The sequence below is a fragment of the Microbacterium sp. Leaf203 genome (assembly GCF_001421275.1).
GTDB lineage: Bacteria > Actinomycetota > Actinomycetes > Actinomycetales > Microbacteriaceae > Microbacterium > Microbacterium testaceum_A.
In genome coordinates this window covers 51,823-72,780 of sequence record NZ_LMKF01000001.1, presented here as the reverse complement: position 1 = coordinate 72,780, position 20,958 = coordinate 51,823, and the positions used below count along the sequence as shown (strand labels likewise).

The window sequence follows — 20,958 nt, the reverse complement described above, 5'->3', positions numbered from 1 at the left end:
GTGGTCGACACCGCGCGTACCGCCGCGCCCGCGACCGACGCGGCCGCGGCCCTGCTGGCCGGGCTCGTCTCTCGCGGCGTGCGGCACATCGTCGTCAGCCCGGGATCACGCTCCCAGGCGCTGGCCCTCGTCGCCGCCGAGCTCGAACGGGCGGGGCTCATCCATCTGCACGTGCGCATCGACGAGCGCGTCGCGGGCTTCACGGCCCTCGGGATCGGACGCGAGACCGGGATGCCGGCGGCCGTCGTCTGCACGTCGGGCACCGCCGTCGCGAACCTGGTGCCGGCCGCCCTCGAGGCGCATCACGCGGGTGTTCCCCTCCTGCTGCTCACCGCCGATCGCCCCCCGGAGCTGCGTGGGGTGGGCGCCAACCAGACCACCCGGCAGCCGGGGCTGTTCCGGTCCGCCGTCCGGCTCGAAGCCGACCTCGCGGTTCCGGAGGCGACCGATGACGACGCCACCGGCGAGCAGACCGCGGAGCTCGATGCGGTGGCCGCCGCAGCGCTCGCGGCCGCCCTCGGCGAGGGGGCCCGCGCGGCAGGGCCCGTGCACCTGAACGTGCCGTTCCGGGAGCCGCTCGCCGGCGCCGCGCCGGCGTGGCTCGCGGAGCGGGCGGCATCCGGTGCCGTTCCCGCCGAAGAGAACAGCGACGGCTCCGGGGCGCTCTACCAGGGCGGCGGGGGCATCGGCGAGGCCGATGTGGCACCTGTCGCCGAGGCGGCGCACGTGGTCGACCCCGGTCCGCGGACGGTGGTCGTCGCGGGCGCGGACGGCGGGGACGCGGCGGAGCAGTTCGCCCACGACGGCGGCTTCCCCCTCGTGGCCGAGATCGTCAGCGGCGCGCGCTTCGGGCGCCAGATCGTGCACGGCTACCGCGCCCTGCTGAGCGACCCCGAGCTCGGCGGCCGCATCGAGCGCGTCGTCGTGTTCGGCCGTCCGACGCTCAGCCGCGAGGTCACGCGCCTGCTCATGCGCGACGACGTCGAGGTCCTCGCCGTGCGCGGGCCGGGCGAGCCCGTGAACCTGAACGGCTCGACGCTGGCGGTCGACGCGGTGCGAGTCGGCTCGGGAGCCGCTGACCGCGCGTGGCTCGGAGACTGGATGCGCGCCTCGCGCGCCGCCGCCGTCGACCTCTCGCCCCCGGCCCCCGACGCAGACGGACTCGCCTCCGCCGTGCCGCACGAACGGCTCGGCGCGATCAACGCCGAGGTCGAGGTCATGCGTGCACCCCTGGATCGCGCCGCCCTCGTCGACGCGCTGTGGCGCGCGAGCTGGCCCCACGATCGGCTCGTCTTCGGGTCCTCGCGCATCGTGCGCGTCGCCGACGAACTTCTGGGCGGCAAGAAGGTCGCCGTGCACTCGAACCGCGGCCTTGCGGGCATCGACGGAACCATCGCCACGGCCACGGGTGTCGCACTCGCCAGCCAGGTCGACGAACGCCCCGGCGTGACGCGTCTGCTCCTCGGCGATCTCGCGTTCCTGCACGACATGGGTGCGTTGCTCCTTCCCCCCGGCGAGATCGAGCCCCGCTTGCAGGTCGTGGTCGGAAACGACGGCGGGGGCACGATTTTCGACGGTCTCGAGGTCGCCACGGTCGCCGGTGACGACGCGATGTCGCGCGTGCAGTACACCCCGCAGACGGCCCGGCTCGAGCAGCTCGCTCTCGCGTTCGGGTGGGAGTACCACCGGTGCACCACGCGTGTCGCCCTCGACCAGGTGCTCACCGCTCCCACCGGCGGTCGGCAGCTGATCGAAGTGCCCCTTCCGCGCTGACCGAGCGGCATCCGCTTCCCGAGGCTCGGCATCGTCGTCAACGGGTGGCGGAGATTCCGGATGCCACGGCACGATGTCGGGATGAGCACGAGCAGCAGATGGTCCACGCCCGCCGCCGACGCCCTGCGCGTGGAGCCCGGATTCCGCCTCGCCGACATCGATCCGCGATCCACGCCCGGCTACGACGGCGACAAGGCCGACGGTCGCGCCGACCTCGACGCGGGCCGAGCGCCGTTGGAGGGGTTGCAGGAACGCCTCTTCGCGCAGAGCGTCGCGGGCACGGCCACGGGCTCGGTGCTGCTCGTGCTGCAGGCGATGGACACCGCGGGCAAGGGCGGGATCGTCCGGCACGTCGTGGGTGCCGTCGACCCCCAGGGCGTCGAACTCGCCTCGTTCAAGAAACCCACCGCCGAGGAACTCGAGCACGACTTCCTCTGGCGCATCGAGAAGCGTCTGCCCGACGCGGGGCGCCTCGGCGTCTTCGATCGCTCGCACTACGAGGACGTCCTCATCGGTCGGGTGCGCGAGCTCGCGCCGCACGATGAGATCGAGCGCCGCTACGGCGCGATCGTCTCGTTCGAGGCGCAGGCCGCCGAGATGGGCATCCGCGTGGTGAAGGTCATGCTGCACATCTCGAAGGACGAGCAGCGCGAACGCCTCGGCGAGCGGCTCGAACGACCCGACAAGCATTGGAAGTACAACCCCTCCGACGTGGACGAGCGCGAGCTCTGGGACGCCTACATGGACGCGTACCAGGTCGCGATCGAGCGCACCTCGACGCCCGTCGCGCCGTGGCACGTCGTCCCGGCCGACCGCAAGTGGTACGCGCGCCTCGCCGTGCAGCAGCTGCTCATCGACGCCCTCGAAGACATCGATCCGCGGTGGCCCGCGGCCGACTACGACGTCGAGGTCGAGAAGGACCGGCTCGCGAACTCCTGAGTCAGGCCAGCGCCTCGACGATCGGGCGGAACTTCACGCGCGTCTCGAGCAGCTCGGACTCCGGCACGCTGTCGGCGACGATGCCCGCGCCGGCGTAGGCGGTGATCGGCGCGGTCGGCGACGAGGGGGCGGCACGGTCGATCTGCGCGCACCGCAGGGCGATGGCCCACTCGCCGTCGCCCGAGGCGGCCGTCCACCCGACCGCGCCGGCGTACCGCCCGCGGTCGAAGGGCTCGAGACGACGGATGACGTCCATCGCCGCGGCGGTGGGGGTCCCCGCGACCGCGGCCGTCGGATGCAGCACCGAGATCAGGTCGAGCGAGGACGCGTCCTCGCTCAGCTCGCCCTCGACGTCGGTGGCCAGGTGCCAGACGTTCGGCAGCTTCAGGGTGAAGGGCTCATCCGCCGCGGCGAGCGCCGAGGTGTGGGGCCCGAGGGCCTTGAGCACGCTCTGCACGGCGAACCGGTGTTCGTCCTGGTCCTTCGTGCTCCGGGTGAGACCGATGGATGCCGCGACATCGGCGTCGGCGTCACCGCCGCGCGCGACGGTACCGGCGAGGACGCGAGCGGTCACCGTTCCGCCGGAGACGGTGACGAGGGTCTCGGGGCTCGCGCCGATGAGTCCGTCGACCGCGAAGACCCAGCAGTCGGGGTACCCCTCGAGCAGGGACCGGACGAGGCGCCGCAGGTCGGACCCGGCGGGGACGGTGCCCGTGATGTCGCGGGCGAGGACGACCTTGCCCACCTCGCGGCGGCCGATGGCCTCGATGGCCTGGCGGACGGCATCCTGATACTTCTCCGCCGTCTGCCGACCGGGGCCGAGCGTCGCGGACCAGTGCGGACCGAAGGGGGAGCGGGGTGGGAGCTCGGGTTCGGGCCCGTCGGGGGTGTCGTCGAAGGCGAGGCGGGTGACCCACGCACGGCCGCTGTGGCGACCGACGATCATGCCGGGCACGCGCAGCACGTTCTCGCGCTCCGAGTGCGGATCGAACACGAACGACCCGAATGCCACGAGGCCCGTGCCCGGCAGCTGCACGGGGTCGTCGATCTCGGCGGCGGCGGCGATCGCGCGCCAGCGCTCCGAGATGGTGGCGTCGCCCGGCTGCTCTCCGGCGTACCGCAGCGTCAGCAGGTCGCCGAAGGCCGCGAGCGACTCTCCGCGGCGGCTCCAGAACAGGGGGTCGTACGGAGTCGTGTAGGCGAGGACATCGTCCATCGGGGGCAGCTCGCGCGTGACCACGCGCAGGCGCGGCACGACGTCTTCCGCGGGTTCGAGCACGTCTTTCAGCGTAGACCCGCGGGCGGCAGGGCGGCGGGACGGGTGACCGGGATGCTTCGGCGTCGAGCGAGACGGGGGTGGCCGAGCACGTTTTAGACTCCGAACATGGATCCTCGACCCGCCCCCGGCACCCGGCTGATGTTCGAGTGGCGCAAATGGGACGGCTCCCCGCACTGGGTGCAGGACAGCGTCTACCTCGGATCCGACGAGTGGGGCGAGTGGTTCGGCCAGCAGGTGGGGTGGCGCAGCGCGAGACCGGGCGCCGAGTTCGTCTGCCGACAGCCGAACGTGACGCTCGTGCCGGCGACGGGGGACTGGGCGTTCACCCACAACGCCGAACCGCACCCGGTCGCGGTGTACATCGACCTGGCGTGGGACGTCCGCTGGCACGACGACGGCGTGCCCCGCGGCATCGACATGGACCTCGACGTCGTGCGGCGCACCGACGAGCGCGGCACCTGGGTCGACGATCGCGACGAGTGGGACGAGCACCGCGTGCAGTACGGCTACCCGGCCGAGATCGTCGAGCACCTCGAGGCCACGGCCCTCGACCTCGAGCGGCGGGTGCTCGCGCGCGAGGCGCCGTTCTCGGATGCGGTGACCGGCCCCTGGCTCGAACGCCTCGCGTCGATGGCAACCCCCGACGACCGCCCCGCGGCACGCGCCTAGACTCGACGGGTGAGCAGCGACCCCAACCGCGCCGATCTCGGCAAAGACCCGAAGCGCGTCAGCGGAATGTTCGACCAGGTCGCCGCGGCCTACGACCGCACGAACACCGTGCTCAGTCTCGGCAACGACCGCTTCTGGCGCGTCGCGACGCTGCGCGCGGTCGCTCCGCAGCGCGGGGAGCGCATCCTCGACCTGGCCGCCGGCACCGGCACCTCGTCGATGGCGTTCGTGCCGAGCGGGGCCCACGTGGTCGCCGCCGACTTCTCGCGCGGCATGATCGAGGAGGGACGCCGCCGTCACGGCGACGTGCCGAACCTCGAGTTCGTGCAGGCCGACGCCACCGACCTGCCTTTCGCCGATGGCGAGTTCGACGCCGTGACGATGTCGTTCGGTCTGCGCAACGTCATCGACCCGCGTCGGGCCCTCCGCGAACTCCGCCGCGTGACCCGCCCCGGCGGGCGCATCGTGGTGTGCGAGTTCTCGCACCCGCCGTCCCGCGCGTTCAACGGTCTCTACCGCTTCTACAACGACCGGGTCCTCCCGATCGTCGCGAAGGCCGTCAGCTCGAACGCCGAGGCCTACGACTACCTCAACGAGTCGATCCGCGACTGGCCCGACCAGCCCACTCTCGCCGGATGGATGAGGGATGCCGGATGGGATGACGTGGCCTACCGCAACCTCACCTTCGGCATCGTCGCGCTGCACCGCGGCATCCGTCCCGCTTCTTAACCCCTGTCAACCGTCGAGATACCGTCGGCGGGCCCTCAGCGCGCCAGGATAGGCTGAAACCGTGACCCCGAGACCGCCCGCGGCCGGCACCCGCCTGTCGGGCAAGCTGGGCCTGAGTGACCGCATCTTCGCAGGCCTGCGTTCGCGCACCCTCCTCTCCACCGTCGAGGCGGGCCTCGCGCGCGTCGAGACCGAGCTCGAGGGCGAGGTGCGCAGCGCCGACAAGCTCGCCGACGTCACCGCCCGCTACCTCTACGAGGCCGGCGGCAAGCGTGTGCGACCTATGCTCGCCATCCTGACCGCGCAGCTCGGTCAGGGCACCACGAAAGAGGTCGTCGAGGTCGCCACGGCGCTCGAGCTGACCCATCTCGGCTCGTTGTACCACGACGACGTCATGGACGGCGCCGACAAGCGCCGCGGCGTCCCGAGCGCGCAGACGGTGTGGGGCAACAACATCGCCATCCTCACCGGCGACCTGCTTTTCGCCCGCGCGAGCCAGCTCATGGCCCGCCGCGGTGAGCGCGCGATCCAGCTGCAGGCCGACACCTTCGAGCGCCTCGTGCTCGGGCAGATGCACGAGACCGTGGGCCCGCAAGAGGGCGACGAGCCCGTCGACTTCTACCTCAAAGTGCTCGCCGACAAGACCGGTTCGCTCATCGCCGCGGCCGCGCAGTCGGGTGTCATCTACTCGGGTGCGCCCGAGGAGTTCGAGCAGCCCATGGTCGTGTTCGGAGAGAAGGCCGGAGTCGCCTTCCAGTTGCTCGACGACGTGATCGACCTGTCGCCGGATCCCTCCGAGACCGGCAAGGTCCCCGGAACCGACCTGCGCGCCGGTGTCCCGACCATGCCGTACCTGCTGCTCGGGCACCGCTCCGACGCGGCATCCGCCGATCTCCGCGCCCGCATCGACGAAGGTCAGCAGCGCATCGCCGCCGGCGCCGACTCGTCGGTGCTCGACGGACCGCTCGCCGAACTGCGCGAGCACGACACCACGCACGAGACCCTGCGCCTCGCGCACCAGTGGTCGCAAGAGGCGATCGACGCCCTCGCGCCGCTGCCCGACGGCGCCGTGCGCGAAGCGTTGACGCGCTTCGCCCGCGCCGTGGCCGACCGCTCGGCCTGACCCTTTCCCCACCCCCCCGATCGCGATCGAGAGGAACCCATGACGAAGCTGCGCCTCGCCATCGTCGGAGCCGGCCCCGCCGGCATCTACGCCGCCGACATCCTGCTGAAGTCCGAGCGTCAGTTCGACGTCTCCATCGACCTGTTCGAGCAGCTGCCTGCGCCCTACGGCCTGGTGCGCTACGGCGTCGCCCCCGACCACCCGCGCATCAAGGGCGTCGTCACGGCGCTGCGCGAAGTGCTCGACCGCGGCGACATCCGCATCTTCGGCAACGTGCGCTTCGGCGAGGACATCACCCTCGACGACCTGAAGAAGCACTACAACGCCGTCATCTTCTCGACCGGCGCGATCCGCGACGCCGACCTCGACATCCCCGGCATCGACGCGAAGGGGTCCTACGGCGCCGCCGACTTCGTCAGCTGGTTCGACGGTCACCCCGACGTGCCGCGCGAGTGGCCTCTCGAGGCCGAGTCGGTCGCCGTGATCGGCAACGGCAACGTCGCCCTCGACGTGACCCGCATGCTGGCCAAGCACGCCGACGACCTGCTGCCCACCGAGGTGCCCGACAACGTGTACCAGGGGCTCAAGGCCTCTCCGGTCACCGACGTCCACGTTTTCGGTCGTCGTGGTCCCGCCCAGGTGAAGTTCACCCCGCTGGAGCTCCGCGAGCTCGGCGAGCTGCGCGACGTCGACATGGTCGTCTACGACGAGGACTTCGACTACGACGAGGCCTCGAAGACCGCCATCGAGACCAACAAGCAGGTCAAGGTCATCGACCGCGTGCTGCAGCAGTGGCGCACCCGCCCGGGCGTGAACAACGCCGGGGGCGAGGCGTCGCGCCGCCTGCACCTCCACTTCTGGGCGAAGCCCGTCGAGGTCGTCACCGACGACGAGGGCCGGGTGGCCGCCTTCCGCTACGAGCGCACGAAGCCCGACGCCGAGGGCGGAGTCGTCGGCACGGGCGAGATCCGCGAGGTCCCCATCCAGGCGCTGTACCGCGCGGTCGGCTACTTCGGCTCGCCCCTGAAGGACGTCCCCTTCGACGAGCAGCACGGCGTCATCCCCAACCACGAGGGTCAGGTGCTCTCGGCCGACTCGAACTCCCGACTGCCCGGCGTCTACGCCACCGGCTGGATCAAGCGCGGTCCCGTCGGCCTCATCGGACACACCAAGTCGGATGCCATGGAGACGGTGCGCCACGTCATCAATGACCAGGCGGAGTGGTGGCGGCCCGAGCACCCCGAGGAAGAGGCCATCCCGGCTCTGCTCGAGGAGCGTGGCGTGCGCTGGACCGACCTCGACGGCTGGCACCGCCTCGACGAGCACGAGGTCGCGCTCGGCGCTCCGCACGAGCGCGCGCGCATCAAGGTCGTGCCCCGCGACGAGATGATCAAGATCTCGCGCGGCGAGTAGCCCTCCCCGCTGAAGAGCCGCCCCGTCATCGCGACGCGGGCGGCTCTTCGCGAAAACGCCCGTCGTAGGCTGGGGCGATGGGGGAGTGGCGACCGGACGTCCTCGGCGACGGTTTCGAGCAGCAGACGCTGCCTCTTGGCGAGGATGCCGAGGGCGAGGTCGTCGCGACGCTGGTCCGGTCCCGACCGCACCCCGGCGCGCGCCTCTTCGGCGACCTGCGCGACACCGACGTCCTCTACGTGCACGGCTGGTCGGACTACTTCTTCCAGACCGACCTCGCGCGCTTCTTCACCGACCGCGGGGCGCGCTTCTACGCCCTCGACCTGCGCAAGTACGGCCGGAGTCTGCGGCCCGGGCAGGCTCCGGGATACATCGCAGCCCTCGACGTCTACGACGCCGACATCGGGGCGGCCCTCGACGCCATGGCCACGAAACGAGAGAACCGATGCCTGCTTCTGCTCGGCCACAGCACGGGGGGACTCACCCTCACGCTCTGGGCCGCGCGGCATCCCGGCGTCGCCGACGCCCTCGTGCTGAACAGCCCGTGGCTCGAACTGCAGCTCGGCCCGCTCGGACGTCAGGCCCTGGCGCCGATCGTCAACGCGCGCGCCCGCTTCGACCCCCTCGGCACGCATCCGGTGGTCGACCTCGGCTTCTACACGCGGGCGCAACGCGATCTGGGCACTCTGCCCGACAGCCCCGAGGGCTGGCGACCGCCGCAGGGTTTTCCCACCCACCCCGGCTGGCTCGCGGCGATCATCGCGGGGCACGCGCGGGTGGCATCCGGAGTCGACGTGGGCTGCCCGGCGCTCGTGCTGCTGTCGGCGAGGTCCACGCCGGCACTCACCTGGAACGACGCGATGCGCGAGACCGACTCGGTGCTCGTGGTCGACGACATCGCCCGTTCGGCGACCCGCATCGCGAGAACCGTCACCATCGCCCGGATCGATGGGGCGCTGCACGACGTGTTCTTATCCGCCCCGGATGCCAGGGCTCGGGCTTTCGACGCACTCGCGGCCTGGGCGAGAGGTCTAGCGTAGAACGCGTTCGAAGGAGCTCCATGACACCCACCGCCGCGACCGAGCGCTACCGCGCCGCCCGTGACCACCTTCTCGCCGTCCGCACCGATCCCGCCGCCGCCGCGGACTTCGTCTGGCCGAGCTTCGAGGGGGCGTTCAACTGGGCGATCGACTGGTTCGATCCGATGGCCCGCGGCAACGACGGCACGGCGCTGATCGTCGTCGACGATGACGGAACGCACCACGAGCGCACGTTCGACGAGCTCGCGCGGCGCTCCGACCAGGTCGCCGCGTGGCTCGAGACGCGGGGCGTCCGCCGCGGCGAGACTGTGCTGCTCATGCTCGACAACCAGGTGGAGCTGTGGGAAGCCATGCTCGGCATCATGAAGCTCGGCGGCGTCATCGCCCCGACAACCACGGCGCTCGGCTCGGTCGACCTCGCCGACCGCATCGAGCGCGCCGAGATCCGCCACGTCGTCGTCGGAGCGGCGGATGCCGCCAAGTTCGACGACCTGCCCGAGGGTCTCGGTCGCATCGTCGTCGGTGGCGAGCACACGGGGTGGGCGACCTACTCGGACGCCTTCGCCGTCGAGGCGGAGCCCGCTCGGCATCCGGGGACCACTGCCGACGAGCGCCTGCTGCTGTACTTCACCTCGGGGACGACCTCGAAGCCCAAGCTCGTCGAGCACACGCACTCGTCGTACCCGGTCGGTCACCTCAGCACGATGTACTGGCTGGGGCTGCAGCCCGGCGACGTGCACCTCGCGATCAGCTCGCCCGGGTGGGCCAAGCACGCGTGGAGCCTGTTCTTCGCGCCGTGGATCGCCGGGGCGACAGTGCTCGCCCTGAACTATTCGCGCTTCTCGGCGGAGCGCCTGCTCACCGAGCTCGAGAACGACCGCGTGACGACCTTCTGCGCGCCGCCGACGGTGTGGCGCATGCTCATCCAGGCCGATCTGACCGGGCGCCGCGGGTCGCTGCGCGAGGTCGTGTCGGCGGGTGAGCCGCTCAATCCCGAGGTCATCGCCTCGGTGCAGCGCGCGTGGGGCCTCGACATCCGCGACGGGTACGGGCAGACCGAGATGACCGCGGTCGTCGCCAACACCCCGGGCGCCGACCTCGTTCCGGGCTCGATGGGGCGGCCCCTGCCCGGGTGCCCGGTCGTGCTCGTCGACCCGGTGACGGGCGAGCGCGCCGACGAGGGCGAGATCTGCATCGACCTCACCGAGCGGCCCGTCAACCTCACGACGGGGTACGTGGGCGACCCCGAGCGCAACGCCGAGGCGTTCGCCGACGGGCTCTTCCACACCGGCGATGTGGCGCGGCGCGATGAGACGGGCAGCATCACCTATATCGGCCGTACCGACGACGTCTTCAAGGCCTCGGACTACAAGATCAGCCCGTTCGAGCTCGAGAGCGTGCTGATCGAGCATCCGGCGGTCATGGAGGCCGCGGTCGTGCCCGCGCCCGACGAGCTGCGCCTCGCGGTGCCGAAGGCCTACATCGTGCTCGCCGGCGGACACGAGGCGGGCGAGGAGGTCGCGCTCGACATCCTGCGCTTCGCGCGCGAGCGGCTCGCCCCGTTCCAGCGGGTGCGCCGCGTCGAGTTCTTCGAGCTGCCCAAGACGATCTCGGGCAAGATCCGCCGCGTCGAGCTGCGCCAGCGCGAAGAGGCGGTGTTCCGCGGAGAGATCGACTGCGTCGAGTGGACGGATGCCGCGCTGCGGGGCGATCGCTGACGCGCAAGCCCCTCGCGGCCACCGTCGTCGCGTGTGAGCATCGATGCATGGAAAAGGATCAGAAGCAGCCGTTCGAGAACCCTTCCGTCGATGACGACAGCGACATGCCCTCGCTGATGGAGGAGCGCAACCTCGGTCGCGAGACCGAGCGCGAGATCACCCAGATGATCAACGGCATCGAGGGCTGACACACTCGTCTGCATGGCTGAACCGCTCGACGACGGACCGTTCTTCCACGGCACGAAGGCTGACCTGCGGGTGGGCGATCTGCTGATGCCCGGGTTCCGGTCGAACTACCGGCCCGGGGTGACGATGAACCACATCTAGTTCACCTCGCGCCTCGACGGCGCGGGTCTCGCCGCGGAGATCATTCCGGGCGAGGCCCCGCCGCGCGTCTACGAGGTCGAGCCGACGGGACCGTTCGAAGACGACCCGAACGTGACCGACAAGAAGTTCCCCGGCAACCCGACGCGCTCGTTCCGCTCCGCGGCTCCGCTGCGCATCATCGCCGAGCGCGACGACTGGACCCGGCTGACGCCGGAGACCCTCGCTTGGTGGCGGCACCGCCTCACCGAGATGCGCGACGAGAACGCCGAGATCATCAACTGAGGGGTCTGCTCACACCGGCTCGGTCGTGCGGATCAGCCCGCAGTTCACGCACGACCACGCGACGAGGAACCGCTCGTCGTCGAGGATCTCGAACCGCAGGGGATCGTCGCACGTGGGGCACGTGAGGGGGCTGAGGGGCTGCTCCATCGGGCTCTCCGCGCTCACCGCGCGAAGGTGACGTGCACGACACCGGACTCGGCGACCTCCGAGGTGACGGTGTAGTCCTCGTCGAGGTTGCGCAGGTCGTCCCAGAGGCGGCCGCCGCGGCCGAGGATCACGGGGCGGACGGCGACGTGCAGACGGTCGACGAGACCCGCAGCCAGCGCGGACCGCACCGTCGACAGACCACCGCCGACCCTCACGTCGGCGCCGTTCGCGAGATCGGTGGCCCGGGCCACGGCATCCGCGATGCTCTCCGACGAGAACTCGAACCGGGTGCCGTTCGCGAAGGAGAGGGGTTCGCGCTCGCGGTGCGTGAGCACGATCACCGGCACCTCGAACGGTGGTTCGTCACCCCACCAGCCGCGCCAGTCCGGATCGTCGGGAAAAGAGTGCAGGCCGAACATCGCCGCGCCCATCACCTCGGCGCCGATGCCCTCGAAGTACGCGGCCGCGTACCGGTCGTCCACGCCGGTCGTGCCCGCTCCGGAGGTGTCGCGGAAGACGCGCTCGCGGAAGGTCTTCGTCGCCATGTAGTCGGCGACGAGCCGGCCCCAGTCCTCGCCCATGGGATTCTCGGGCGTGGGGTCGGCGGGCATCGCCACGCAATCGAGCGAGATGTTCAGATCGACTCGGACGGCCATGGGAGCAGTCTCTCGCAGGCTGCCCCTCAGAGGAAAGGCGCGATGATGTAGGTGAGCACAACCGCGACGGACGCCCCAAGTGCTACACCGGCCGCGGCCCGCGCGAGTGCTCGACGGTGTCGTGTAGCCGTGACACGGGAGGAGTAGCCCAGAGTCAGAGCCGCACCGACTATTCCCGCCGCCGCGCACATCACCCCGACCATCCACGCGCTGACCGCGGGCAACCCTTCGATCTGCGGCTGGGACGCGAACTGCGCTCCGACCCAGAGGCCCACCGCACCGAACATTGCCCCCGCAAGCGACAATCCGGCCCCCCACAGCATATGGCGCAAGCAGATGGGGGAGCGTTGAGGCGGAGAGACGACCACCCGAGGGTCAGCGGTAGTTCGTGAACTGCAGGTCGACGTCGAGGTCGGCCGCCTTGAGCAGGCGCTGCACTTCCTGCAGGTCGTCGCGCGACTTCGACTGCACGCGCAGTTCGTCGCCCTGGATCTGCGACTTGACGCCCTTGGGGCCCTCGTCGCGGATGATCTTGTTCACCTTCTTGGCGTTCTCCTGCGAGATGCCCTCTTTGAGGGTGGAGGTGATGCGGTACTCCTTGCCGCTCTGCACGGGCTCGCCCGTCTCGAGGCTCTTCAGCGAGATACCGCGCTTGATCAACTTGGTCTGGAAGACGTCGAGCACGGCGTTGGCGCGCTCCTCGGAGTTCGCCTTGATGACGATCGAATCGCCGCTCCAAGCGATGGACGCGTCGGTGCCCTTGAAGTCGTAGCGCTGCTCTACCTCTTTGTGCGCCTGGTTGAGCGCGTTGTCGGCTTCCTGCCGGTCGATCTTGGAGACGATGTCGAACGAAGAATCAGCCATGGTTCAAATCTACCGGGGGATGCGCCGGAGCGCCCGAGGATCGCGGGCGGCCCCGCAGGAGCGGCGCGCTCGTAGACTCGGATGCCATGCGAGCACTCACCGATGAAGAGGTGCGGGCGGCGTTCGTGAACGCCGCCCCCGAGGAGCTGCGAGTGGTCGAGCTCCCGCACGATTTCCTGCTGACCGACTGGGACCACCTCGACTTCTTGGCGTGGCGTGACCCGCGCACCCGCGGCCGCGGCTACATCGTCACCGAGCGGGACGGCGAGCCCACCGCGATCGTGCTGCGCGCGGCCGAGGGGCAGTCCCGCGCGCGGTCGGCGATGTGCAACCTCTGCCACACGATGCAGCCGGGCGATCAGGTGTCGTTGTTCACCGCCCGCAAAGCGGGCACCGCGGGCGAGCACGGCGACACCGTGGGCACTTACATCTGCGCCGACATGTCGTGTCACGAGACGGTGCGCCTGGCCGCCCCGCTCGCTCCGAGCGAGATCCGCGCGAGCGTCGACCGCAAGATCGACGGCACCAAGCGCCGCACCGAAGACTTCGTCTCCCGCGTGCTCGACGCCGCCGAGGTGTCGCGGTGACCGGTCGGGTCGTCGTCATCGGCGACGCGCTGATCGACGAGATCCGCGACGAGGCCGGTGTCCGCGAGTTCGTCGGAGGAGCGGGACTGAATGTGGCCGTGGGTCTCTCTCGGCTGGGGGTGCCGGCATCCCTCATCGCCATGGTCGGAGACGACGACGCGGGGGAGCAGATCCGCGCCTTCCTCGACGAGCACGACGTCGACCTGCTCGCCAGCCCCGCGGAGCACGGGTCGTCGCGCGCCGTGAGCACGCGCTCGCCGCAGGGTGAGCCCGTCTATGTCTTCAACGAGGCCGCCCAGAACCGTCGCGTCGCCTACGGTGACGCCGAGCGTGCGGCGATCGCCGACGCCCCCATGGTCGTGGTCAGCTGCTTCCCCTTCGACGACGCTCAGCAGACCGACATGCTCATCGAGGCCACGGCATCCGCCTCGACCCCGCTCGCGATCGACCCGAACCCGCGCAGCGGAATGCTCCGCGATCGGGCCGAGTTCGTGCGCGGGTTCGAGAAAGCGGCGTCCGGCGCCCTGCTCGTGAAGGTCGGTGAGGACGACGCGCAGCTGCTCTACGGGACGCCGCTCGACGAGCTCCGCACGAAGCTCGGGGGCCTCGGCGTGGGGGCCGTGCTCGCGACCTACGGCGCCGGCGGGGCAGCGATCGACGCGGGGGAGACGACCGTCTCGCGAGGGATCTCCGATCTTCCCGGGCGCATCGTCGACACGATGGGCGGCGGCGACGCCGTGCTCGCCACCACCGCCGCGCTCGTCCGAGACCGACTCCCCGCGGACGCGGAGGAGTGGGATGCCGTGCTCTCGCGCGCCATGGATGTCGCTGCCGCGACCTGTCGCCACGAGGGTGCTCTGCTGCGTACGCCCGAGTGAGGGCGTCGATGGTTTCGAGCATCCCCCGGGGGATAGTAGAGTGGTCTATCGCGCCTCCGGTCGACTGAACAAGCCGGACGGGTGCGCACCTGGCGAGTTACCCAAGCGGCCAAAGGGATCTGACTGTAAATCAGACTGCATTGCATTCGGGGGTTCGAATCCCTCACTCGCCACCACGAAGAAAGGGCACCCGGATCGGGTGCCCTTTTCTCGTTCCCGGCGCGGGCCGGAGTCAGCTCTTCGCCAGGAGCGCCTTCGACTTCGTCTCGAGGAAGGCGACGAGCGCGCCGAGCACGTTGACCTCGTTGCCGAGGTTGACCAGGGCGACCGCGCCGAGCTCGATGGTGGCGTCGCGCGCCTCCATCGTCGCCTTCCAGCTGCCGTCGCCGCCCGTGATGGGCTGGAGGTAGGTGATGGTTTTGGCCTCGCTGAGGTCGACGACGATGAGCCCGGTGTCGGGGTCGGCGTCATCCTCTTGATCGAGGACGCGGATGTCGCTGCCGGTGAGGTAGCCGAGCTCACGGAATTCGGTGAGCCATGCTTCGAGCAGCGACTTGTCGAGCAGCGTTCGTACCGGCACGGGCCTCTCCGATCCATTCGCGCGAATGTGACGCGCCCGAACAGTATGACGGGTGCGGAGCGGGGCTGGATCGATCGTGCGGAAGGTGGTATCAGGCGGCGCGGACGGGGCGACCGGCGGTGCGGGCCGGGCGGGCCGCGGCGGCGTGGCTCGCCCCTTCGGCGGCCTCCCACGTGCGGGCGTCGATGACCAGGCCCGACGCGGCGTTCGCCTGATCGGCGAGCGAGCGCAGGTAGTCGCCCGCGAGCTGCTCGGGCTCGACTGCGTCGAAGACGAACCGCAGGGGAATGGACGGCTGCAGCCAGATGGTGGAACGGCCGGCCTCGTCGGCGGTTCCCGTCCAGGTCAGCGTGAAGGATTCTCCACGCCGCAGTTTGGTCGAGGTGATGACTTTGATGTACCCCATCAGGCGATCGGGCAGAACAATGGGGTCCGTGTCGGATCCGTAGAACAACGTGGCCATGGCGATCTCCTTCGCTTGGGGTCGACGGGCTGATCACTAAGGTAGCACGTATTTCACGAAATTAATTAATTTCGCAAAATATTTGAGATGTTCACTATGGTGGAGATGTGGCCGGCCGGGCCGCGAGGAGGAGGTGGCGGAAATGACACAGTCCTCTGCGTTGACCCTGGCGCTGGACGAGTACGTCGGAGCGCGTGACGAGATGGCAGCGAAGGCGCGATCCGATCTCGGCGTCAGCGAGCTCGAAGCGGCCGCTCTGTGCTGCATTTGCGACGAGCCCGGCATTCGACCCTCGCATCTGCGCTCGCGCCTCGGTGTGACCCCCGCAGGGGTCACGACCCTCGTCGACCGGCTCATCGGTCGTGGGCTGCTGCGCCGCGAACTCGACGCCGCGGATCGCCGCGTCAACCACATCTACCTCGAGGTCGACCTCGACGCCGAGCCCTGGAGCGCGCTGCGCCGGTTCCCGACCGAGGTCGAGGCGGCGGTGGGCCTGGAGTCGCGCGAGGTGGCGGAGGCCGCCGCGGCGCTGCTGCGCCGGATCACCGAACGCGTTCGCTCGCGGGCCTGAGGCGACCGGCCTCGATGCGGATCACGTGGTCCGCCTCGTCGATCAACCGCTCGTCGTGACTGACGCACACCACGGCTGCCCCGCGTGAGATCTCGCTGCTGATCGCGGCGCGATTGAGCTCCGCGCTCGCCGCGTCGAGACCCGTGGTCGGTTCGTCGAGGAGAAGAATGTCCGCTGCACGGGCGAGTCCCTGCGCGAGGAGCGCACGCTGCCGTTGCCCGCCCGAGAGGGACGAGAACGGATGCCGCGCGAGGGGTGCCACGTCGAGTCTTCGCATTGCGTGATCCACGGACTCCCGGTGTGCGCGCGTGAGGCGCCGAAACGCGCCGAGGCGGCCCCAGGCTCCGACGGTGACGACGTCGCGGACGGTGAGGGGGAGGTGTTCCGCGACGGAGGCACGCTGCGGCACGAAGGCGCGCGATCGGCCATCGACCTCGAGTGAGCCGGATGCCGGCGGGCGGGCGCCGGCGAGCGCCTCGAGCAGCGTCGACTTCCCCGCGCCGTTGGGGCCGACGATCACGGTGAGGGCCGCGTCGGGGATGTCGAGGTCGACGTCGTCGAGCGCGACGACGCCGGGGAATTCGACGCGGAGACCGCGAGCGCGCAGGGCACATGTCGTCATGGCATCCATCATATGAGTTTGATAACCGTTCTCAGTTAACGATACGGTCGGACATCGTGTCCTGGCTCCTCGATCCCTTCTCGCTCGTCTTCGTGCAGCGCGCCCTTCTGGGCGGCGTGCTCGTCGCCGTGCTGTGCGCGGTGGCCGGCACGTGGGTGATCGTGCGGGGGATGGCCTTCCTGGGCGAGGCGCTGGCCCACGGCATGCTCCCCGGCGTGGCACTGGCCACGGTGCTGGGGCTCCCCGTGCTGGCGGGTGCGGCGGTCAGCGCCGTCGTGATGAGCCTCGGCATCGGCGTTCTGCAGCGCCGCGCGAAGGTGTCGTACGACACGAGCATCGGGTTGCTCTTCGTCGGCATGCTCGCACTCGGGGTGATCGTCATCTCGCACGCGGGGAGCTTCGCGACGGATGCCACGGCCATCCTGTTCGGCGACATCCTGGCGGTCACCGCGGCCGACCTCATCGTGCTCGCCGTCGCGGTCGCCCTGGGGATCGCCGCCGCAGCCCTGGCGCACCGCTGCCTCATCGCCCTCGCGATCGACGAGCGTGTCGCGCGCGTCCTCGGCCTCCGTCCGCGCGTGGCGCAGACGGTGCTCGTGGGCCTCGTGACCCTCGCGGTCGTCGCGTCGTACCAGGCCGTCGGTTCGCTGCTCGTCGTGGGCCTGCTCGTCGCCCCCGCCGTGGCCGCGCGGCAATGGACCGAGCGCATCCCCTCGACCATGGTGCTCGCCGCCGCCATCGGCGCTCTCGCCGTCGCCGTCGGTCTCGTCGTGTCGTGGCACGCGGCGACGGCAGCCGGGGCGACGATCGCCGCCACCGCGATCGCGGCCGCCGGCGTCTCGTGGCTCCTGCGCCGGGCGACGAACGAGGTGCGCAGCCGCGCCTTCGCGGCCCCGCCCGCGCCCGCCTGACTCCCTGTCCCGTTCCACCTGGAAAGCCCCCATGTCTCATTCCTCCCGCCGCCTCGCGCCCGTCGGCGTTCTCCTCCTGCTCGCTCTGGCCGGCTGCGCCGCCCCGCCAGCGCCGTCCGCCTCGACAGCCGCCCCCGAATCCGACGCGCACGGTCGGATCGACGGCGCCGCGGAAGTGGCGGAGCCCGCGCTCGGTCTGACCTCCATCGACGCAGGCGGCCGCGTCTCGCACCTCGACCTGCTCGACGAGACCACGGCCGAGCTGGGGGTCGTCCGCGCGCCCGCCGCGGTGCACTCCGACGGTCGCTACCTCTTCTCGGCCGACGACGACGGTGTCTCGATCGTCGACAGCGGGGTGTGGACCTGGGACCACGTCGACCACTTCCACTACTACCGGGCGCCCGCGCGCGTGCTCGATGAGGTCGCGGGGGAGGGCGTCGCCACGATCGCGACATCCAACTCGTCGACCTCGGGGGGTACGGGCGTGTTCTTCCCGGGCTCCGGCGAGGCGGTTCTGCTCGATACCGAAGCGCTGTCGAAGGGCGAGGTCGTCGAGAAGTTCCGCATGACGACGACAGCGGGTGCGGGTCTCGTCGCCCCGGTCGGTTCCTTCGCGGCGGTCGCCGCCGGGGGAGAGGTATCGCTGCGCGCGGCCGACGGCGCCCCGCTCGGCCCGACGACGCCGTGCATCGACCCGGCGGGTACGATCACGACCCGCGTCGGAGCGGTGATCGGATGCCGCGACGGCGCCGTCCTCGCGAGCGTCGAGGGCGATCAGCCGGTCGTCGAGGTCGTCCCGTACCCGCCGGGCACCACCGCGCCGCGGGCGACGGCTTTCCACAACCGCGAGGGGCGACCCCGCGTCGCAGCTCTCGCCGGAGACGTCGGGATCTGGATCCTGGACACTCGCGCGCGCACGTGGACCCTTCTTCCCGCGCCCGAGCCGCTCGTTCAGGTCACCGCCGTCGACGACAAGACCGCGAACGTCCTGGCGCTGAGCGCCGGTGGCCGGGCGCTCACGCTGGACGGCGACAGCGGCGCGGTGCGCGCGGCATCCGTCCCCCTCGTCTCGGAGAGTCTCGCCGCGGGGCTTCCTGTGACACTCGTCGCCGACCAACAGCGCGCGTACCTCAACGGGCCCGCCGAGGGCCGGTTGTGGGAGATCGACTTCGCCGACGGCGCGCGGATCGCGCGCGAGTTCACCCCCGAGCGCTCGCCGCTCTTCTTCGCAGAGACGGGACGCTGACATGCGCCGTACCCTCGCCGCCCTCGCCGCGGCAGCCCTGCTGTGCCTGACCGGGTGCGCCGGCAGCGCGGCATCCGACCGCCCTCTGGTCGTGGTGACCACGAACATCCTGGGCGACGTGGTGTCGAATCTCGTCGGCGATGACGTCGACGTGATGACTCTGATGCGCCCGGGCACCGACCCGCACTCGTTCGAGATCTCGGCCGCGGAGGCCGCGCGTATGCGCTCGGCGGACCTGCTGGTCGCGAACGGTCTGGGCCTCGAAGAGGGCCTGCAGCACCACCTCGACGCCGCGGCCGCCGACGGCGTGAGCACGATGGTCGCCGGTGACGCCGTCACCGTGCTGCCGTACACCTCGGCCGACGCCGACGGGGCGGACGATCCGCACTTCTGGACCGACCCCGCGCAGATGATCGCCGTCGTCGACCGCCTCACCCCGGAGCTCGAGAAGCTCGGCGGGGCCGCGGTCGCCGAGCGATCGGCCGCCTACCGCGCGCAGCTCGAGCAGCTCGACGCCGACATGACCGCGGCCTTCGCCGCAATTCCCGCCGAACGCCGGGCGCTGGTCACCAACCACCACGTGTTCGGCTATCTCGCCGCTCGCTTCGAGTTCCGCCTCATCGGGGCCGTGATCCCCGGCGGCACCACCCTCGCCGCCCCCAGCACGAGCGACCTCGCCGATCTCGTCTCGGCCATCGACGAGGCGAAGGTGCCGACGATCTTCGCCGAGTCGTCGTCTCCCGACCGCCTCGTCCACGCCCTCGCCGACGAGGCCGACCGCCACGTCGAGGTGACCGAGCTGTTCACCGAATCGCTGACCGACGCGAGCGGTGACGCCCCCGACTACCTGACCATGATGCGCGTGAACACGCAGCGCATCGCCACCGGGCTCTCACCCTGACGAGACCCACCCCACCCCAGAAAGAGACACGAATGCGCAGCTTCTCCCTCCCCCGCGCGGGCCTGGTCGCCCTCGCGATCGGCGCCACCGTCACCCTGTCGGCGTGCGCCGGCGGAACCGGCCCCGGGTCGGCGGCCCCGGCGTCGAGCCCCGCGACCGACACCGCCACCCGCGTCGCCCTGTCGTACCCCGGCGGCATCCTGGTGCTCGACGGTCAGAGCCTCGAGACCCTGGGCGATCTCTCGTCCGAGGAGTTCACTCGCCTGAACTCGGCCGGCGACGGTCGCCACATCATGGTGACCACGAGCAAGGGATTCCAGGTTCTGGATGCCGGGACCCCGGCCGCCGACCCCGAGCTCACCGACCTCGTGTTCCCGGCGTCCAAGCCCGGTCACGTGGTCACGCACGGTGGGACGACGGTTCTCTACGCCGACGGCACGAGCGACTCGACGATCTTCGACACCGATGCCCTCTTGGCATCCACCGACTCCCTTCCCGAGGTTCGGACGGTTCCGGGCGTCGAGGCGCACCACGGCGTCTCGATCGTGCTCGAGGACGGCACCTTCCTCACCACGGTCGGCAACGCCGACGGCCGCAACGGCGTGGTGGCGAAGGACGCCTCCGGTGCCACCCTCGCCGAGAGCACCGACTGCCCCGGCGTGCACGGCGAAGGCACGGCGAAGGACGAGGTCGTCGTCTTCGGCTGCGAGAACGGCGCTCTGGTCTACGACGAAGGCACCTTCACCAAGCTGACCGCCCCCGACCAGCCGTACGGCCGCATGGGCAACGCGTACGTGAGCGAGAACAGCGCGCTCATCGTGGGCGACTACAAGGACGACCGCGATGCCGAGGGCTACCTGCTCCACCGCCTCGCGCTGATCGACACCGCGGCGAAGACCCAGCGCGTGGTCGACATGCCCGAAGGGGCCGAGTACACCTTCCGCGACGTGGCCCGGGGTCCGGGCGACCTCGCCTACGTTCTGGCATCCGATGGCGCGATCCACGTGCTCGACCCCGCGACCGGGCAGTTCACCGACGCGTTCCCCGTGATCGACGCGTGGGAGGGGCCGGCCGAATGGCAGGACGCCCACCCCGCCATCAAGGTCTCGGGTGACCTCGCCTACGTGACCGAGCCGGCGAAGAACGCCGTGCACGCGGTCGACCTCACCACCGGCCAGGTCGTGAAGAGCGTGACACTCGAGCAGACCCCGAACGAGATCGCGCTGACGAAGTAAGCGCC

The 20,958-nt window shown here is 70.7% G+C and carries 23 protein-coding genes, 1 tRNA gene and 1 pseudogene; 18 read left to right on the top strand and 7 right to left on the bottom strand.

Features of this window, described 5'->3' with window-relative positions:
- Together menD and ASE56_RS00370 are read left to right on the top strand one after the other, a co-directional pair.
- Positions 1–1,773 carry a 2-succinyl-5-enolpyruvyl-6-hydroxy-3-cyclohexene-1-carboxylic-acid synthase gene (gene menD, locus ASE56_RS00375; RefSeq protein WP_056223953.1) on the top strand — a complete coding sequence of 591 codons (1,773 nt, stop codon included), beginning with the start codon at positions 1–3 and terminating at the stop codon, positions 1,771–1,773.
- Positions 1,774–1,854: 81 nt separating this feature from the next.
- The gene (locus tag ASE56_RS00370) at positions 1,855–2,712 is read left to right on the top strand and encodes a polyphosphate kinase 2 family protein (protein ID WP_056223951.1); all 858 of its coding nucleotides are present in this window, start codon (positions 1,855–1,857) and stop codon (positions 2,710–2,712) included.
- A 1-nt stretch (position 2,713) separates the two neighbouring features.
- Here ASE56_RS00370 and ASE56_RS00365 read toward each other — a convergent pair whose 3' ends face one another.
- Positions 2,714–3,928, bottom strand: coding sequence for an isochorismate synthase MenF (locus ASE56_RS00365; protein ID WP_056224213.1), 1,215 nt, complete (start codon positions 3,926–3,928; stop codon positions 2,714–2,716).
- A gap of 168 nt (positions 3,929–4,096) precedes the next feature.
- On the opposite strand from ASE56_RS00365, the gene ASE56_RS00360 reads away from it, so the two are divergent.
- From ASE56_RS00360 to arr, 8 genes and pseudogenes are all read left to right on the top strand, one after another.
- Positions 4,097–4,660, top strand: a complete 564-nt coding sequence (locus tag ASE56_RS00360; RefSeq protein ID WP_056223949.1) for a DUF402 domain-containing protein — start codon at positions 4,097–4,099, stop codon at positions 4,658–4,660.
- Positions 4,661–4,669: 9 nt separating this feature from the next.
- A complete protein-coding gene (locus tag ASE56_RS00355) occupies positions 4,670–5,389 on the top strand; it encodes a demethylmenaquinone methyltransferase (RefSeq protein ID WP_056223946.1) in 720 nt (239 codons plus the stop codon).
- 61 nt (positions 5,390–5,450) lie between these two features.
- Positions 5,451–6,512 (top strand): polyprenyl synthetase family protein, encoded by a 1,062-nt coding sequence (locus ASE56_RS00350; protein ID WP_056223945.1) that lies wholly within the window; start codon positions 5,451–5,453, stop codon positions 6,510–6,512.
- A 39-nt stretch (positions 6,513–6,551) separates the two neighbouring features.
- Entirely contained in the window at positions 6,552–7,925 is a 1,374-nt protein-coding gene (locus ASE56_RS00345) for an FAD-dependent oxidoreductase (RefSeq protein WP_056223943.1), read from the top strand.
- A 77-nt stretch (positions 7,926–8,002) separates the two neighbouring features.
- The gene (locus ASE56_RS00340) at positions 8,003–8,965 is read left to right on the top strand and encodes an alpha/beta hydrolase (RefSeq protein WP_056223941.1); all 963 of its coding nucleotides are present in this window, start codon (positions 8,003–8,005) and stop codon (positions 8,963–8,965) included.
- A 20-nt stretch (positions 8,966–8,985) separates the two neighbouring features.
- Positions 8,986–10,683, top strand: a complete 1,698-nt coding sequence (locus tag ASE56_RS00335) for an AMP-binding protein (RefSeq protein WP_056223939.1) — start codon at positions 8,986–8,988, stop codon at positions 10,681–10,683.
- Between the two features lie 47 nt (positions 10,684–10,730).
- On the top strand, positions 10,731–10,871 hold the full coding sequence (locus tag ASE56_RS16745; protein WP_156371547.1) for a hypothetical protein: 141 nt from the start codon (positions 10,731–10,733) through the stop codon (positions 10,869–10,871).
- Positions 10,872–10,884: 13 nt separating this feature from the next.
- Positions 10,885–11,292: pseudogene (arr, locus tag ASE56_RS00330) on the top strand (NAD(+)--rifampin ADP-ribosyltransferase).
- Positions 11,293–11,301: 9 nt separating this feature from the next.
- Here arr and ASE56_RS17290 read toward each other — a convergent pair.
- The 3 genes from ASE56_RS17290 to ASE56_RS00315 all read right to left on the bottom strand — a co-directional run bounded on the left by ASE56_RS17290 (position 11,302) and on the right by ASE56_RS00315 (position 12,959).
- Entirely contained in the window at positions 11,302–11,439 is a 138-nt protein-coding gene (locus tag ASE56_RS17290; RefSeq protein ID WP_164481583.1) for a hypothetical protein, read from the bottom strand.
- 14 nt (positions 11,440–11,453) lie between these two features.
- A complete protein-coding gene (locus ASE56_RS00325; protein WP_056223938.1) occupies positions 11,454–12,095 on the bottom strand; it encodes a dihydrofolate reductase family protein in 642 nt (213 codons plus the stop codon).
- 375 nt (positions 12,096–12,470) lie between these two features.
- Positions 12,471–12,959 (bottom strand): YajQ family cyclic di-GMP-binding protein, encoded by a 489-nt coding sequence (locus ASE56_RS00315; protein WP_056223933.1) that lies wholly within the window; start codon positions 12,957–12,959, stop codon positions 12,471–12,473.
- A gap of 86 nt (positions 12,960–13,045) precedes the next feature.
- Between ASE56_RS00315 and ASE56_RS00310 the strand changes: the two genes are divergently transcribed.
- The 3 genes from ASE56_RS00310 (at position 13,046) to ASE56_RS00300 (ending at position 14,600) form a co-directional block, all read left to right on the top strand.
- A complete protein-coding gene (locus ASE56_RS00310; RefSeq protein WP_056223932.1) occupies positions 13,046–13,546 on the top strand; it encodes an FBP domain-containing protein in 501 nt (166 codons plus the stop codon).
- The gene (locus tag ASE56_RS00305; protein ID WP_056223930.1) at positions 13,543–14,424 is read left to right on the top strand and encodes a PfkB family carbohydrate kinase; all 882 of its coding nucleotides are present in this window, start codon (positions 13,543–13,545) and stop codon (positions 14,422–14,424) included. The genes ASE56_RS00310 and ASE56_RS00305 overlap by 4 nt, the downstream gene beginning before the upstream one ends.
- Before the next feature lie 91 nt (positions 14,425–14,515).
- Positions 14,516–14,600 (top strand) — tRNA-Tyr (locus ASE56_RS00300).
- A 56-nt stretch (positions 14,601–14,656) separates the two neighbouring features.
- On the opposite strand, the gene ASE56_RS00295 is transcribed toward ASE56_RS00300, so the two are convergent.
- Both ASE56_RS00295 and ASE56_RS00290 read right to left on the bottom strand, forming a co-directional pair.
- Positions 14,657–15,004 carry a hypothetical protein gene (locus ASE56_RS00295; RefSeq protein ID WP_056223927.1) on the bottom strand — a complete coding sequence of 116 codons (348 nt, stop codon included), beginning with the start codon at positions 15,002–15,004 and terminating at the stop codon, positions 14,657–14,659.
- A gap of 91 nt (positions 15,005–15,095) precedes the next feature.
- Positions 15,096–15,467 carry a hypothetical protein gene (locus ASE56_RS00290; protein WP_056223925.1) on the bottom strand — a complete coding sequence of 124 codons (372 nt, stop codon included), beginning with the start codon at positions 15,465–15,467 and terminating at the stop codon, positions 15,096–15,098.
- Between the two features lie 142 nt (positions 15,468–15,609).
- Here ASE56_RS00290 and ASE56_RS00285 point away from each other — a divergent pair, with 142 nt between their 5' ends.
- The gene (locus ASE56_RS00285; RefSeq protein ID WP_082450257.1) at positions 15,610–16,038 is read left to right on the top strand and encodes a MarR family winged helix-turn-helix transcriptional regulator; all 429 of its coding nucleotides are present in this window, start codon (positions 15,610–15,612) and stop codon (positions 16,036–16,038) included.
- Here ASE56_RS00285 and aztA read toward each other — a convergent pair.
- Positions 16,010–16,660, bottom strand: coding sequence for a zinc ABC transporter ATP-binding protein AztA (gene aztA / locus ASE56_RS00280; RefSeq protein ID WP_082450256.1), 651 nt, complete (start codon positions 16,658–16,660; stop codon positions 16,010–16,012). The two genes, ASE56_RS00285 and aztA, sit on opposite strands and share 29 nt — an antisense overlap.
- A gap of 56 nt (positions 16,661–16,716) precedes the next feature.
- Between aztA and aztB the strand changes: the two genes are divergently transcribed.
- Genes aztB through aztD form a run of 4 tightly spaced genes read left to right on the top strand, consistent with a single transcriptional unit; the run spans position 16,717 to position 20,953 of the window.
- On the top strand, positions 16,717–17,571 hold the full coding sequence (gene aztB, locus ASE56_RS00275; protein WP_056223919.1) for a zinc ABC transporter permease AztB: 855 nt from the start codon (positions 16,717–16,719) through the stop codon (positions 17,569–17,571).
- Positions 17,572–17,602: 31 nt separating this feature from the next.
- On the top strand, positions 17,603–18,817 hold the full coding sequence (locus ASE56_RS00270; RefSeq protein ID WP_056223917.1) for a hypothetical protein: 1,215 nt from the start codon (positions 17,603–17,605) through the stop codon (positions 18,815–18,817).
- A gap of 1 nt (position 18,818) precedes the next feature.
- Entirely contained in the window at positions 18,819–19,718 is a 900-nt protein-coding gene (gene aztC / locus ASE56_RS00265) for a zinc ABC transporter substrate-binding protein AztC (protein WP_056223914.1), read from the top strand.
- 32 nt (positions 19,719–19,750) lie between these two features.
- The gene (gene aztD, locus ASE56_RS00260; RefSeq protein ID WP_056223912.1) at positions 19,751–20,953 is read left to right on the top strand and encodes a zinc metallochaperone AztD; all 1,203 of its coding nucleotides are present in this window, start codon (positions 19,751–19,753) and stop codon (positions 20,951–20,953) included.
- Positions 20,954–20,958: the final 5 nt, after the last annotated feature.